This is a genomic window from Flavobacterium sp. UBA4197 (assembly GCF_002379575.1).
Taxonomy (GTDB): domain Bacteria; phylum Bacteroidota; class Bacteroidia; order Flavobacteriales; family Flavobacteriaceae; genus Flavobacterium; species Flavobacterium inviolabile.
Genome location: NZ_DFUB01000018.1, coordinates 1 through 14,598, shown reverse-complemented (window position 1 = coordinate 14,598; position 14,598 = coordinate 1). Strand labels below are relative to the sequence as shown.

Sequence of the window (14,598 nt, the reverse complement as noted above, 5' to 3'; positions counted from 1 at the left end):
TTTTTAATAAGTCTAAATAAGTTCATTATTTTTTTAACTTTGCCCTAACTTTTATTTAAGCTTTTTTTATGTTAAAAGAGTCCGAATCCGCTAACGATACGCTTCTCAGCATTTTCATTTCTTTAAAAAAATACCTGGAAAACCGTTATCAAAAATGCCGTTCTGCCTTATTCACCCCGATTGATAATTCGCAGTTAATTCTATTCCGGATAGTCTTCGGAATACTGATTTCATGGCATTGCATCCAGTGCATTATGAACGAATGGGTAAGACGCAATTTTATACTGCCCACCTATACTTTTTCCCATATCGGGATGGAATGGCTGCAACCGCTGCCGGGTGAAGGCATGCATTACTATTTCTATTTTATGGCACTTTTGGGTGTTTTTATTTCCATTGGTTTATTTTACCGCTGGAGCCTCGGCCTGTTTACCCTTTTATGGGCAGGTGCTTATTTTATGCAGAAAACAGCCTATAACAATCATTACTATTTGTTATTGCTGGTTTGCATTATCATGCTGTTTCTCCCTGCCAATGCTTCCCATTCTGTTGATGCCAGACGAAATCCGGACATCCGCAGCAATACGGTTCCTTCCTGGTGCATCTGGGTTATGATCCTGCAAATCGCTATTGTCTATTTTTTTGCTACAGTCGCTAAACTCTATTCCGGTTGGCTGGATGGCAGTTTTACCAAAGGGATGCTGCACAAAAATGCCATTCCGCTTTTAGAAAATTTATACAACCAGCAGTGGTTTTATCTGTTTATTGCCTATGCCGGAATTTTATTCGACTTATTGATTGTGCCGGCACTGCTATGGCACAAAACCCGGAAATATGCCTTTATGGCTTCGCTGTTTTTCCATTTGTTCAACAAATTGCATCTGGGCATTGGTATTTTCCCGTTTATGGCATTGTCCTTTTCGATCTTTTTCTTTCCGCCGGAAACCATCCGAAAACTGTTTTTCCGGAATAGAACTGCTGTTGAAAAGACACCGCTGAAACCCGATTACGGAAGAAAAATGGTGCTGTATTTCTTTATTCCGTTTTTTATCTTCCAGGTTTTATGCCCTTTGCGGCACTGGGTAATTAAAGGCGACGTACTCTGGACCGAAGAAGGACACCGCCTGAGCTGGCGGATGATGCTGCGCAACCGCAGCGGCTATACCAAATTTTTAGTGGTCAATAACGAAACCGGAAAGCAGCATTATTTCAAGCTGAAAAAACTGCTTACCAAAAAACAGATCCGCGGGATGCAGACCAAACCGGATATGATCTGGCAGACAGCCCAAAAAATCAAGGAACACTATCAGCTAAAAGGAAAAAAAGTGAGTATTTATATCGATTCAAAAGTGGCTATTAATAAAAAGCAGCTCCGAAGGCTTATTGATCCCAATGTCGATTTTGCCAAGGCAGAATGGAATTACTTTTCTCATAATGAATGGATTCTATTATACGATTAATAGCAACAAAACACTCTAAAATCCGAAAAACCTTGAACTATTCTTAAAAAAAGTAAAAAAACTTGGAACAAATACTAAATAAAATTAGTAGTATTGCACTCTCTATTTAGATTTAGTATAAATAAAAATAACTTACTCATGAATACAACTTTACGCGCCATTTTCTTTTTAACATTCTCCCTGTTGGGTCAAAATAGTATCCTGCAGGCGCAGACAATTACCATTGGAAATGAAACGAGCAATAATATTACCAACGACGCTCCACTAAACGCCGTTTATGAAAAATCTGCCAGCGAAAGTATTTACCTATCCAGTGAAATCAATACTTCCGGGACTATAACCGCACTATCGTGGCAGCACAGTTCGACTTTTAATGCCGCTGCGACGAACAATCTAAAAGTTTATTTAAAGTTATCCAGCCTCAACAGTTTACCTACCGGTGCTGTGGGAACTACCGATTTTGCAGGCTATACCGAAGTCTATTCCGGCAGCCTTCCGGCAATCGCTACTGCGGGCTGGAATACAATAACGCTTAACACACCGTTTGCTTATAATAAAAGTGCGGGTAACCTGTCGGTATTGGTTGTCAGAGATGCCGCTACCAAAGACGATAACAACTATCCGCGTTTCAGAGCAACAACAACCAACCCGAATTATTTGTCCCGTAAATACAGCAATGGAGTCAACTTTTTTAACCCGACAGCCCAGCCGTGGACCAGTACGACGAGCATGGATCGTTTTTTCTACCGTCCGAATCTTCGTTTAACGATGGCTACAACGGTAAGCTACTGCCCTATCGGGAACAACAACAGCTGCCTGTATGGCGGAACGGTAACGAACGTTACCTTTGCCGGAATTAACAATACCACCGAATGCAGCCAGGACAACTATTCGTATATCGACTATACGCAGGCGGTTAATGGCGCCCAGGTTACCAAAGGGACTGCCTATACTTTAAGCGTAACCGTTGACAATCCGGGAAATAGCGGCGGCGTGGGTGCCTGGATCGATTTTAATAAAAATGGTATTTTTGAAAGCTCGGAGTTTTTTAGTTTAGGAACGCAAAACAGCAGCAACAGTACTGTTTTCAGCAGTGCAGCGATACAGATTCCGGCAACGGCACAAACCGGAACCACCCGAATGCGAATCCGTTCGAAAAGATTAACCGGTGTTACTGCTGCAGAATCCTGTGAATTCATTGGCAGTGCCCGCGGAGAAGTAGAAGATTATACGGTAAACATCGCCGAACAGCCTATGGGAGTATCGGATTTTGATAAAACTGCCGTAAAAATTTACCCGAATCCCACTGCAAATGTTGTGACCATTGCATCGTCAGAAACAATAAAAACCATTTCCGTATACACACCACTGGGTCAGCAGATCATATCGGGCAAAGAAAATCAAATCGATTTATCGGCTTACACCCAGGGAATCTATCCGGTTAAAATTGAATTTGAAAACGGACAGATCCAGTTTAAAAAGATTATTAAAAAATAGTTTATTACCATGAAAATTACCTGCCTGCTATTGCTGTTGAGTACGTTTAGTTATGCACAGCACTGGGAAACAAATTTTGAAGAAAGTAAAAAAAGTGCTGCGGCAGAAAACAAGAATATTATCCTGGTTTTCTCCGGTTCCGACTGGTGTGCGCCCTGCATCAAATTAGACAAGACCATCTGGAGTTCGGAAGCTTTTCAAACAGAAGCAAAAACCAACTGGGTACTGGTAAAAGCCGATTTTCCGAAGAAGAAAACCGCGGCACTTTCCGAAACCCTGAAATCCCAGAATGCCTCTCTGGCAGAACAATATAATAAAGAAGGCCATTTTCCGCTGGTTGTGGTTTTGGATAAAAACGGAAAAGTACTGGGAAAAACCGGTTACAAAAACGTTAATCCGGAAGAATACATCAAATTATTACACACTTTAGAAAAGAAAATATGAAACGGTTAATTCTTCTTTTTTGTCTTTTCAGCCTCACCACCCTTTCTGCCCAGATTGCCCAGAAAAGAGTTGTAAAACTAATGGGAAGCCGGTTTGACATTACCATAGTTGCCAAAGATGCTCCAACGGCAGATGCCTACATCGATACCGCTGTTGCTGAAATTACGCGAATTGAAAATCTTATTTCCGAGTGGATGCCGCATACGCAGGTTTCCCAAATCAACCAGAATGCCGGAATCAAACCCGTAGTGGTAGACAAAGAGCTGTTTGATCTGACCGAAAGGGCCATTGGTTTTTCAAAACTAACGGACGGTGCTTTCGACATCAGCTTTGCCGCTGCCGATAAGATCTGGAAATACGACGGCAGCATGACCGAATTGCCTTCGCCGGAAGCCGTTAAAGAATCGGTAAAAAAGATCGGCTATCAAAACATTATCCTGGACAGGGAAAAGAGTACCATATTCTTAAAACTTCCGGGTATGAAAATCGGTTTCGGTTCTATCGGAAAAGGCTATGCAGCCGATAAAACCAAGTATTTCATGATGGCTAAAGGTGTTGTGGCCGGTATTATTAACGCTTCGGGCGATATGAATACCTGGGGAAAACAGCCGGATGGCAAAGAATGGACCGTTGGCATTACCAATCCGATGAATAAAGACCGTGTTTTTGCTGTTTTTCCTTTAACAAACAGTGCCGTGGTAACTTCCGGCAATTATGAAAAATATGTCATGCTCAACAACAAACGCTATTCCCACATTATCGATCCCAGAACCGGTTACCCGGCTACCGGAATTGCCAGTGTGACGGTATTTGCCAAAAGTGCCGAAATGGCTAACGGTCTTTCAACTTCCGTAGTGGTACTGGGCCGCGAAACCGGAATGAACCTGATCGACCAGATTCCGCAGGTAAGTGCCGTAATTGTTGACGATGCCGGAAAGGTCTATTATTCCAGGAATGCCCATATTAAGAAATTAAAAAAATTACGTAAATGAAATTAACAATACTCTGCTTGTTGTGTCTTGTTTGTTATTCCTGCAATACCGTTAAGGAATATGAAAAGCAAAACATAAATGATCCCGATATGAAACTTTCTGCCCGTTCGTCCGAACGATATGAAACTAATTTTCAAATTTATCGCGAAGGCGCTTCCGGTGCCAATGGCGGAAAAACAGGAGGAGGCTGTGGCTGTAATTAAACCATGAAAAAAATTCTATTTATTACAAGCCTTTTTTATCTTACCTCAGCAAATTCACAGGAAAAAGACAGCACTGCTGTTTATAAAAAAAGAGTTTTAGAAACAGCCGAAATCGAGTTTTTAGGAAGTTATTACCAGCAGGATGGGAAACATTCCCCTGTGGGTGGCGGTATTGGTAGTGAAGAACTAAAAGATTACACTTCTAATATTGTATTGTCCATTCCGGTGAGTGATGATGGTGTTTTAACCATCGATGCCGGTTTTTCGGCCTATACTTCTGCTTCTTCCAGCAACATCAATCCTTTTGTTAGTGACGGTTCTTTTACAACCACGACCAATAACAACAATACGGGCGCTTCAAGAAGTATGAATTCCAACACGCCGTATACGAATAAAGACGATGATTACTACAATACAACAACAACTGTTCCGGCACCATACGGAAGTCCGTGGATAGAATCGACCGGTGCTTCGCGCAAGGATGTTTTAAAAACACTTTCGGCGAGCTACAGTCACAGTTCCGACAACCGTAATACGATCTGGAATGCGAATGCCAGTGTTTCTAAAGAATATGACTACCAGTCCTTTGGCGTTGGCGCAGGCCTTGCGAAGCTTTTTAACGATAAAAACTCGGAGATCAGTCTGAAAGCCAGTGCCTATTTTGACAAATGGTATGCTATTTATCCAACAGAGCTGCACGAGTATTCTTTATACGGGATGCATTTCCAGAATAGCGGCTACTTTAAAGGAGTAAACATCCTGGACGAATACGGTATGGCCACAACGAATTACCTGCCGAAATCCTTCCATCCTTTTTCAAACGAGAAAAGAAATTCCTATTCGATGTCTTTAGGGTTCTCGCAAGTACTGACCAAGAACCTGCAGGCATCTGTATTTATGGATCTTCTTTATCAGGATGGTTTACTTTCTACACCTTACCACCGTATTTATTTTGCCGATAAGGCGAATTACTATATCGGACAACCGCGCTATATCCCTATTTATGATAGTCCGGGGAATGTTGGTGTTTTCAGATTGGCGGATGATGTGGAGCGACTGCCGAAAACCCGTTTTAAGGTTCCTGTGGGCGCCCGTTTGAATTATTATATCAACGAGCAGTTTGTCGTGAGAAGTTACTATCGTTACTATGCTGACGATTGGGGACTTGAAGCTCATACTGCCAGTATTGAAATTCCGTACCGTATTTCTGAATATTTCACCATACTGCCGATGTACCGTTTTTATACGCAAAAAGGGGTTCGCTATTTCGCTCCGTTTGAAAAGCATTATTCGTTTCAGAAGTATTATACATCCGATTATGACCTGTCGTCATTTGACAGTCATCAGTACGGAATCGGGTTAAGCTATTCGGATATCCTGACCCGCGCCCGGGTCCTGAAATTCGGATTAAAGAATATTGATTTCCGCTACAACCGGTATGAAAGAAGCGATGCTTTAAAAGCCGATATCTTTTCACTGGGGATCAAATTTGTACAATAAATACTAACCAAATAATTTATCAATTAATTTAAATGTTATCTCTTATGAAGAAAAAACTATTTTTAATGTTAACCATTATTACGGCTATTACTTTTTTTAGCTGTAACAAAGATGAAGATACTGTTGCGTTGCAAAGCAATCCGATTATCGGGACCTGGAAGCTTGTTGAGGAATACAGCAACAATCAGTTAGTTGTTTTAAACAACTGCAACCTGCAGGAAACCTATATTTTCGGAGAACAACAATTCACACACGAAGCATATTCCAATACCGGAAAAATGAAATTTGACGATTCTTTGGCTCAAAAAGGCGGAGACGATGATGATGACGATGATCACGGCGGAAGCGGTGGAGACGACGATGATGACGATGACGATCACGGACCGGTTAATCCAAATCCAGGTAACGGAGGCGGTGACGACGACGACGATGACGATCACGGCGGTAACGGAAGCGGAACTTGTGTACTGGCTGAAACAGTTATCGGTTACTGGGCAAATGCAGAAAACGCTTACCACCTGACCAGTACCAACATCACAGACACTAAAAATATTATCTTTACCGATAACGGGAATAAGTTTTACTATGAAAAAACTACTACTGTTAACGGTGTGACCGTAACTAAAAAATATGTTTTCAAAAGACAATAATCATAATTGCCTGTAAACAAAAAAGCTGTTTGAAATTCAAACAGCTTTTTTTTATGCTATCCTGCCGTGCAGTTGTTTAAAATATTCGAAGGCTTTAACGAGGTGGCTTCCATACCACGAAAACATTTCACCGTCTACAAAAACGGTTTTGGCATGATGGGTAAACCTGCCGATCTCAAAGGCGTGTTCATCCTTAAACGGATACGGCTCCGACGAAAGAAAAACCAGGTCCGGATCGCCTTCCAGGCGAATCTTTTTTAGTTCCACTTCCGGATAACGTCCTTTACTTTCATAAATATTATGGAAGTTATTCAGCTTTAATAATTCATTGATAAAATTATCGGAACCGGCCGCCATATACGGATCTCTCCAAATAAAATAGGCCGCTTTTTTGACGGGTTTGTCTGCTATGAACCGTTTGAAATCTTCGTAGGCATAATTGGTTTTATCGATCCATTTCCGGGCATCGGTACGTTTATTGAACAATTGTCCGAAGTCGGAAATCATTTTTAAGTTGTCTTCAATCGTAATAATATTGGTCACCCAAACCGGACAGATTTTAGACAGCTCCTCCACTATTTCCTGGGTATTTTCTTCTTTATTGGCAATAATGATATCCGGTTCGAGTAACCGGATCTTTTCGGCATGTACTTTTTTAGTACCGCCAATGATCTTTTTGGTTGCTTTTAAATGGTACGGATGGATGCAGAATTTTGTTATCCCGACAATATTTTCCTCTAATCCTAATTCGAAAAGTAATTCTGTTTGCGAAGGCACCAGAGAGATTATTCTTTTGGGAGTGGTTTCAAAAGAATGCAGTGTTCCTAATTGATCTGTGAACATTTTCATAGTGCAAAAATACAAAAAGCGCTATCGCTGTAATGAAAAATCAGCCAGAATGGAAAACTTTTATTTTGGTTTTCGGGACTGTTTGTGTTTACCGGTATTGCCGCTAAAAACCAAAAATGGTTGTCTTAAATCAGGAACCGGGAATGGTTGCGGTTTTACCCATTTGCTTCAACCCTGTTTTATCCGGCGGATGAAATACAGGGTTGAAACCTTATAAGGTAATTTTATTTTGCAGCCAGGATGGCTTGCATTTCCTGTTGCATTTTTAGTGCTTCGGCTCTGGCTTTTTCGGCAAAATCGGCCCCGTCTGAAGCATAAATAATACCGCGTGACGAATTGATCAGTAAGCCCACATTGTCGTTCATACCGTATTTACATACTTCCGAAAGGCTTCCGCCCTGTGCGCCAACTCCGGGAACTAATAAAAAACTGTCCGGGATGATCTTTCTGATCTCCGTAAAATATTCTGCTTTGGTTGCCCCAACCACATACATCAGGTTACTGCTGTTCTTCCATTCTTTGGAAGTTGCAATTACTTTTTTATACAGTTCTGCGCCATCCACCATTTGGGTCTGGAAATCAAAGGCTCCTTCATTGGACGTTAAGGCCAGCATTATCGTGTGTTTGTTCTCAAAAGCTAAAAACGGTTCCACACTGTCTTTCCCCATATATGGCGCCACGGTTACACTGTCGAAATTCAGATCTTCAAAAAAAGCTTTTGCATACATAGACGACGTGTTACCGATATCTCCTCTTTTAGCATCGGCTATTGTAAAGATGTCCGGATACTTTTCGTTAATATAACGGATTGTTTTTTCCAGTGACTGCCAGCCTTTAATTCCGTAAGCTTCATAAAAAGCTGTATTCGGTTTGTAGGAAACGGTAAGATCGTGTGTGGCATCGATGATTGCTTTATTGAATTCGAAAATAGGATCTTCCAGCGCTAAAAGGTGCTTTGGAATTTTATTCAAATCGACATCCAGGCCCACGCACAGGAATGATTTTTTTTGTTGAATCTGCTGAATTAGTTGTTGTGTTGTCAAAGTAGTGTGTTGTTTATGATTACTGGCAAATTTCGGAAAGTTTCAGAAAGTTGCCAAAAGGTTAAAAAAAATGCCACACTTAGATTGTTCTTCCGTGTGACATTTTTTGATAGTATTGCATTTAAAAAAAATTAAAATACTTCGCTTTCTTTTAATTTCTCGGTGTTGCTTACCAATTGTAATTCGTCGATTACTTTCTGGATGCTTCCGTTCATTACCCCGTCCAGATCGTATAATGTCAATCCGATTCTGTGATCGGTAACACGTCCCTGCGGATAGTTATAGGTACGAATTTTAGCAGAACGGTCACCGCTGCTCACCTGTGAGTTACGTTTTTTAGCATCTTCTTCCTGTTTCTTTGCCAATTCCATTTCGTATAAACGGGAACGCAATACCGTTAGTGCTTTATCTTTATTTTTATGCTGCGATTTCTCATCCTGACACTGTGCCACCAAACCGGTTGGAATGTGTGTCATACGTACAGCCGATTTTGTTGTATTTACCGACTGACCACCAGGACCTGACGAACAGAAAAAGTCAATACGCACATCATTCATATCAATCTGTACATCAAATTCTTCTGCTTCCGGAAGTACCATAACGGTTGCTGCCGAAGTGTGAACACGTCCCTGAGTTTCCGTTTGCGGAACACGCTGTACACGGTGAACACCTGCTTCAAATTTTAAAGTACCATACACATCTTCTCCGGTTACTTCAAAAATAACCTCTTTGAATCCTCCCGAAGTTCCTTCGTTCATATCCACTACAGATGTTCTCCATCCTTTACCTTCACAGTATTTGGTATACATACGGAATAAATCGCCGGCAAAAATACTGGCTTCATCTCCTCCGGTACCGGCACGGATCTCCACCATTACGTTTTTAGCATCTTCCGGATCTTTCGGGATCAACAAAAACTTGATTTCTTCTTCAAGTTCCGGTAAGCGTTCTTTTGCTTCATCCAATTGCAATTTGGCCATTTCTACCATTTCCGCATCAGAACCGTCGGCAATTATTTCGTTCGCTTCCTTAATATTCCCGTCAAGATTTACATACTCATCGCGTTTTTCAACCAATGCTTTTAAATCCTTGTATTCTTTATTTAACTGTACATAACGCTTCTGGTCGGCAATAACATCCGGCTGGATAATTAAGTCCGAAATCTCATCAAAACGTTGTTTTACTATTTGAAGTCTGTCTAACATCTTTTGTTTCTCCTTTATTGGAGTGCAAAATTACAAAAAAATCCGTTTAGTTTCTAACAGTAGCCCTGTAGATTTTTTTTATACATTTGAAATTAAAATCAAGCGGTTATGGAAAATTTCGATTGGACTACATTCACGATAAGGATTGCCATAAACACTACTATTTCAAAACTTTATGCTGCCTGGACACAGGCTTCCGAAATAGAAAAATGGTTCCTGAGCAATGCCAATAATTTCGATCCTGACGGAAATATCATCGCTAAAAACACCCCGGTTCAAAAAGGGTTTCGCTATGAATGGAACTGGTATTTGTATGATGTCATGGAGATGGGAACGTTTACCGAAGCCAACGGCAGGGATGCCCTTCAGTTTACCTTTGCCGGATCGTGCCAGGTTGCAATCAAACTTACCGACCACAAAGAATATGTACTGGTCGAACTGACTCAAAAAGACATTCCGACAGATGATCATTCCAAAAAAGAAATCCGTCTGGGCTGTCACAGCGGCTGGTCCTTTTATCTGGTGAATCTGAAATCTGTTTATGAAGGCGGACTGGATTTAAGAAACAGGAATCCTAATTTAAAACCAATGCTCAACAACTAAAAACCCCGATAATTATGGCTCAAAAAAGTATCACACTGGCGGCAATCGCAATAACGGCTCTGGTGGTTTCCTGCCAGAAAAAAGAAAAAACGGAAACCACAGCCCCAGAACCCGCAGCAAAAACCTATGCCCTGATTGACAAGGCTTCCTGGCTGGTTGGCGAATGGGGCAATACCTCCAAAGAAGGTGTTTTAACCGAAACCTGGACCAGACTAAACGACAGTACACTAACCGCACAGACCTACTTTGTGACGGGTAAAGACACCGTTCATACCGAAAGTGTTGTACTGGAACAAAAAATGGACAGTTTGTTTTATATCCCTACCGTTAAAAATCAAAACGACGGCAAGCCGGTTACTTTTAAATTGACCAGCAGCACAGATCAGCTTCTGGTTTTTGAAAACCCGAAACATGATTTCCCGCAGAAGATCACGTATAACAAGGTTACAAACGATAGCCTGGTCGCAGCAATTTCCGGAATGAAAAACGGAAAAGAAAGCAAGGAAAGTTATCCGATGAAGAAAAAATCATAACCACAAAAAACGCGTCATAAATGACGCGTTTTTTGTTAGCGGCGTGCTTTGAAATAATCCTCAAAGAAAGAACAGTCACTGGTTAACGATGTATAATCGTCACTGTAATTATTCTTTAAATCGGAATAATAGCGGTTCTTACCCAGAAGATAGCTGTCATAATCCTTTATGTCCGATCCATAACGATCCGGATAACGATAGGCCAATCTATTCTTTTCACATCTCCCGATCATTCGCAGACACAACGCTTTAAACTTCCGGGTTTTAGCGTTTTCCAGTGCCAGCCTGTAATATTTTTTAGCCAGATTGCATTCGTAATATTCCGATTCATCTTCCAGTATGCTGTGATTGCCGCTGCTTGACCAGGAATAACGCCGCATCATCCAGGCATTCCCATATTGCGTCATGTTGTAATAGCAATTGGCGGCCAGAAAATAATAATAGTCCCGGTTTTGCTCTGCCGGATTATCTGCTTTATTGAGATACCTGATCAGCTGCCGGGTTATGCTGGTCTTGGTGAGTCGCATCGAATCTTTTACTGCAATAAATTTCGGGGTATAATTCAATTCATAAAATGGATTTTTGTCAAACACATTGCTGTAATCCCAATAACTAGCTGTTTTTTCCCAGGCTGTATATTTTTTATCCCAAAAATCCTGCGTTACTTTTTTAAAACCCGCCAGGGCAGCAGGCAACTCATTCCGGCGGATGTATTTTGTACCGAGCAAATCATACAAGCGGGGTATTTCCTTTTGCAATCCGTTATATTTCCAGGCAGAGAAAACGTCCTTTTTATTTCGGTTAGCCAGTATATCGCCTATCAGTTCTTCCAGTTGTTTCGGAGTATACATGACATTCACATAATCAAAATAATTGTCATAAAAATCGAAATAGGTATCCCCTTTGTTCTTTTGTGTTTTCCAAACCACCTCCGAACTGTAACGATCACCATTTCCTAATCGGGTATATAGCAAAGCGGCATCTGTTGTATTTCCTTTATATTCTAACTCCCTGCCCAAAGCAAAAATAAATTTCTGGTTGTCTTTATTCTTAAGAATGATTGTTTGTACTTCTTCCGGAATAACAGCTTTCCCGTTTGCCTGATTTGCGGTGAGATTTAATGCCTTTAGCAGCGCTAACTGTTTTAACAGGGCTGCATTCGATTTATTTTCCTGAGCCAATTGCCCGATCAGTACCAAACTTTCCGAATAGTCTTTCGTGATAAAAAGCAAATGTGCCTTAGTAGTTTTCCAGAATACGGCATCTTCAACCTTGTTTATATTCACAGTATTGACAAAACGCAAAACTTTCCGGGCATAGTCCCTGTCGTTTTCAACCCTTTTTAAAACAATTTTCACGGAATTATCTTCCCAAAATGACGTTACGGACGGACTGAACAAGGAATAATAAGGCGTAAAAATCCAGTCTTCAATTTTATTGACTTCCCGCAATAAAAGAAAATTCATCGCTTCCGATCTGGGATTGTACCGGTATGTTTTTTCCAGATTTTCCAAAGCTCTGTCGTGTTTTAAAATACCGGCTAAAAAATAAACACTTGCTTTTTCCTGGTTTGTTGCAGCATATTTCAAAACCTGATCAATAGGAACAGTTCTATTATATTGCTGGGCAATCATAAAACGTTTGTCCGGGGCATTTTCAAAAACCCTGGCGGCATAAAAATTAGCCAGTGCCTTGTCTGTTTCAGCCAAAGTTCTGAAATACAAACTCCAGTAGTTCAGAATATCCTGATTGCCCTGATTCTTAAACACGGTATCATACAACTTCCGGATGGTTGCAAAATCCTTATTGTAAAAGGCCAACCGAATGGCTAAAAAAGTATAGCGGCGTTTTATTTCATTATTCCCAACCTGTTCAGACAGCCGGATGGCTTTGTCGATCTGTTTGGTCCGTTCCGGCAATATTGCTCCCGAGCGGCGTTCCCAGGGATCATCCAGCCAGGTGTTAAAAAACTCACAGCTCTTGGCAAATTTCAGGTAATTGATTGCTTCCCAATCCTGCTGCCGGTGCAAATACTGCAGCATTTTATTATCATTCCCGATCGTTTTATCTCCATACAAAACCTCCCAGACAGCCGAAGCCGGAACTTTATGGTTACAATACCGCAACCACAACACCTCATTAGGCGATAATTCTGCTTCTTCCTCTTCATATAGCGCTTTTGGTTTAAACGAATCCGAAGAATAATTAAATTCCGAATAGCCGTAATAACGGAAAACATTCGGATTAAAGAATGAAAAGCGCAGTTCTTCTCCGTAAGGATAAAACCCGCAGGCAAAAAGCGGTTTACTGACTAAAATCAGAATAAAAAGCAGAAAGTTCTTCATCGCTGCAATTGCTTAATTGTTGTTCGTCTAAATGAAAAAGGGTCACTGTGGTTGTTTTATCAAAGGCCACATTCTTTTTAATAATCCGGATAGCCTGCCGGATCGTTCCGGCAGTAAGTTCTTCCAGTTTAACCCGGTCGCCAATCCGCAGATACATCTCTTCCACAACCGTATCTTTCGTAATTTCATACCATAACGGTTTTACAGGTTTCAGTATTTTCTTTACCGCTTTAATATCGGTATAAACCACTTTTGAAAACTGATTGTTCTGGTATACCTGCAGCCAGGAATAAACCGGTAACGCAACGTCCAGATGCAGCGGATATTTCTTTTTAGCTGGCAAATAGCTTTTTAATTCCTCAAGATCCAGTATCGAATTTTTACGGGAACTTTCCAGCGGATTAATCAGGTTATAACACATTAACATCACTTTATCCACCGGAGGCACACCCATTTTATCAGGGTATTTATACGGATACAGGCGCAGCGTACAGCTGATCTGTTTCCCGGAAAGGGATTTGAGTTTCTTTAAAAAATAGAAATAATTGTCCTTCGTTTTTAAAGTCCAGTCACAGTCCATCTGGTATTCCTTAACTTCCGGCTGCTTCCCGAATCGTTCCTTACAATATTTCTCAATCAGGAAATGAACATTGTCTGCCAGTGTATCCAGACTTCCCTTACTGCTTTGACTGAAAACTTTGTTTTTCAGGTAAACCGTCGGAATAATATGCAGATTGCCTTTGGGCATTGAAAAATTCAGATTGGTCTTTGAAACCGGATAATTTCCCATTTCATTGCTATTGTCAACTTCAAAAAATTTGACGTATAATTTTTGTACCTGCAGCTTTTTAACAATCGAATCCTCCCTGTCTGAAAAATATCCATCATAACTTTTCCAGTAATAGAACGCTTTTTCCACATTTTCAATCTTGTGCTGACATGACAAAAACAGCAAGGCAGCCATTCCTGAGAATATAACATTTTTCATTTTAGCCTGTATTTCTTTTTAAGATAAATCCGTATTAAAGTTATGTTATTTTCTGAATGTATTAACAACAAAAAAAGACTGTTTTAATATTTAAAACGAGCTTTTTTTAGTGTTATTTTAATTCACTTTTGTTAGTGTTATGTTAGTGGGTATCGTAAAAGTACTTGGCTGGTCTAAGCCACGCATTCCCATAGGTAAAGTTACCTCCCATCGTGCTGTATCAGGATTAACCGGATTGATTATCATTTCTAATTCTCCTCTAACTCCCAAAGGATAAGCTGGATTC

At 40.7% G+C, this 14,598-nt stretch carries 14 protein-coding genes; 9 read left to right on the top strand and 5 right to left on the bottom strand.

Features of this window, described 5'->3' with window-relative positions:
• Window positions 1-68 precede the first annotated feature (68 nt).
• The 7 genes from B3394_RS10045 to B3394_RS10015 all read left to right on the top strand — a co-directional run bounded on the left by B3394_RS10045 (window position 69) and on the right by B3394_RS10015 (window position 6,746).
• On the top strand, window positions 69-1,460 hold the full coding sequence (locus B3394_RS10045) for an HTTM domain-containing protein (RefSeq protein WP_286919402.1): 1,392 nt from the start codon (window positions 69-71) through the stop codon (window positions 1,458-1,460).
• A 138-nt stretch (window positions 1,461-1,598) separates the two neighbouring features.
• Window positions 1,599-2,957: a GEVED domain-containing protein gene (locus B3394_RS10040; RefSeq protein WP_286919391.1), complete on the top strand. Its 1,359-nt coding sequence runs from the start codon at window positions 1,599-1,601 to the stop codon at window positions 2,955-2,957.
• Between the two features lie 9 nt (window positions 2,958-2,966).
• Window positions 2,967-3,401: a thioredoxin family protein gene (locus B3394_RS10035; RefSeq protein ID WP_177733264.1), complete on the top strand. Its 435-nt coding sequence runs from the start codon at window positions 2,967-2,969 to the stop codon at window positions 3,399-3,401.
• Window positions 3,398-4,393 carry an FAD:protein FMN transferase gene (locus B3394_RS10030; protein ID WP_286919382.1) on the top strand — a complete coding sequence of 332 codons (996 nt, stop codon included), beginning with the start codon at window positions 3,398-3,400 and terminating at the stop codon, window positions 4,391-4,393. The genes B3394_RS10035 and B3394_RS10030 overlap by 4 nt, the downstream gene beginning before the upstream one ends.
• Complete coding sequence (locus B3394_RS10025) at window positions 4,390-4,596, top strand: DUF4266 domain-containing protein (RefSeq protein WP_177733260.1); 207 nt, start codon at window positions 4,390-4,392, stop codon at window positions 4,594-4,596. The genes B3394_RS10030 and B3394_RS10025 overlap by 4 nt, the downstream gene beginning before the upstream one ends.
• A 3-nt stretch (window positions 4,597-4,599) precedes the next feature.
• Entirely contained in the window at window positions 4,600-6,096 is a 1,497-nt protein-coding gene (locus tag B3394_RS10020) for a DUF3570 domain-containing protein (protein ID WP_286919367.1), read from the top strand.
• Between the two features lie 44 nt (window positions 6,097-6,140).
• On the top strand, window positions 6,141-6,746 hold the full coding sequence (locus tag B3394_RS10015; RefSeq protein ID WP_273246065.1) for a hypothetical protein: 606 nt from the start codon (window positions 6,141-6,143) through the stop codon (window positions 6,744-6,746).
• A 51-nt stretch (window positions 6,747-6,797) separates the two neighbouring features.
• On the opposite strand, the gene B3394_RS10010 is transcribed toward B3394_RS10015, so the two are convergent.
• From B3394_RS10010 to prfA, 3 genes are all read right to left on the bottom strand, one after another.
• Window positions 6,798-7,595, bottom strand: a complete 798-nt coding sequence (locus B3394_RS10010) for an ABC transporter substrate-binding protein (protein ID WP_286919365.1) — start codon at window positions 7,593-7,595, stop codon at window positions 6,798-6,800.
• A 224-nt stretch (window positions 7,596-7,819) separates the two neighbouring features.
• Complete coding sequence (gene pyrF, locus B3394_RS10005; protein WP_286919331.1) at window positions 7,820-8,638, bottom strand: orotidine-5'-phosphate decarboxylase; 819 nt, start codon at window positions 8,636-8,638, stop codon at window positions 7,820-7,822.
• A gap of 131 nt (window positions 8,639-8,769) precedes the next feature.
• Window positions 8,770-9,843: a peptide chain release factor 1 gene (prfA, locus tag B3394_RS10000; RefSeq protein WP_177733249.1), complete on the bottom strand. Its 1,074-nt coding sequence runs from the start codon at window positions 9,841-9,843 to the stop codon at window positions 8,770-8,772.
• A gap of 108 nt (window positions 9,844-9,951) precedes the next feature.
• Here prfA and B3394_RS09995 point away from each other — a divergent pair, with 108 nt between their 5' ends.
• Window positions 9,952-10,446 (top strand): SRPBCC family protein, encoded by a 495-nt coding sequence (locus tag B3394_RS09995; RefSeq protein WP_286919329.1) that lies wholly within the window; start codon window positions 9,952-9,954, stop codon window positions 10,444-10,446.
• A 14-nt stretch (window positions 10,447-10,460) separates the two neighbouring features.
• The gene (locus B3394_RS09990; protein ID WP_286919294.1) at window positions 10,461-10,979 is read left to right on the top strand and encodes a DUF6265 family protein; all 519 of its coding nucleotides are present in this window, start codon (window positions 10,461-10,463) and stop codon (window positions 10,977-10,979) included.
• A gap of 35 nt (window positions 10,980-11,014) precedes the next feature.
• Here B3394_RS09990 and B3394_RS09985 read toward each other — a convergent pair whose 3' ends face one another.
• Both B3394_RS09985 and B3394_RS09980 read right to left on the bottom strand, forming a co-directional pair.
• On the bottom strand, window positions 11,015-13,324 hold the full coding sequence (locus B3394_RS09985) for a hypothetical protein (RefSeq protein WP_286919248.1): 2,310 nt from the start codon (window positions 13,322-13,324) through the stop codon (window positions 11,015-11,017).
• Window positions 13,284-14,312, bottom strand: a complete 1,029-nt coding sequence (locus tag B3394_RS09980; protein WP_286919246.1) for a hypothetical protein — start codon at window positions 14,310-14,312, stop codon at window positions 13,284-13,286. Before B3394_RS09980 ends, B3394_RS09985 begins: the two co-directional genes overlap by 41 nt.
• Between the last annotated feature and the right edge of the window lie 286 nt (window positions 14,313-14,598).

Coding starts and splice junctions, on each gene's coding strand:
- B3394_RS10045 (WP_286919402.1), top strand. CDS start 69: ATGTTAAAAGAGTCCGAATCCGCTAACGATACGCTTCTCAGCATTTTC.
- B3394_RS10040 (WP_286919391.1), top strand. CDS start 1,599: ATGAATACAACTTTACGCGCCATTTTCTTTTTAACATTCTCCCTGTTG.
- B3394_RS10035 (WP_177733264.1), top strand. CDS start 2,967: ATGAAAATTACCTGCCTGCTATTGCTGTTGAGTACGTTTAGTTATGCA.
- B3394_RS10030 (WP_286919382.1), top strand. CDS start 3,398: ATGAAACGGTTAATTCTTCTTTTTTGTCTTTTCAGCCTCACCACCCTT.
- B3394_RS10025 (WP_177733260.1), top strand. CDS start 4,390: ATGAAATTAACAATACTCTGCTTGTTGTGTCTTGTTTGTTATTCCTGC.
- B3394_RS10020 (WP_286919367.1), top strand. CDS start 4,600: ATGAAAAAAATTCTATTTATTACAAGCCTTTTTTATCTTACCTCAGCA.
- B3394_RS10015 (WP_273246065.1), top strand. CDS start 6,141: ATGAAGAAAAAACTATTTTTAATGTTAACCATTATTACGGCTATTACT.
- B3394_RS10010 (WP_286919365.1), bottom strand. CDS start 7,595: ATGAAAATGTTCACAGATCAATTAGGAACACTGCATTCTTTTGAAACC.
- prfA (WP_177733249.1), bottom strand. CDS start 9,843: ATGTTAGACAGACTTCAAATAGTAAAACAACGTTTTGATGAGATTTCG.
- B3394_RS09995 (WP_286919329.1), top strand. CDS start 9,952: ATGGAAAATTTCGATTGGACTACATTCACGATAAGGATTGCCATAAAC.
- B3394_RS09990 (WP_286919294.1), top strand. CDS start 10,461: ATGGCTCAAAAAAGTATCACACTGGCGGCAATCGCAATAACGGCTCTG.
- B3394_RS09985 (WP_286919248.1), bottom strand. CDS start 13,324: ATGAAGAACTTTCTGCTTTTTATTCTGATTTTAGTCAGTAAACCGCTT.
- B3394_RS09980 (WP_286919246.1), bottom strand. CDS start 14,312: ATGAAAAATGTTATATTCTCAGGAATGGCTGCCTTGCTGTTTTTGTCA.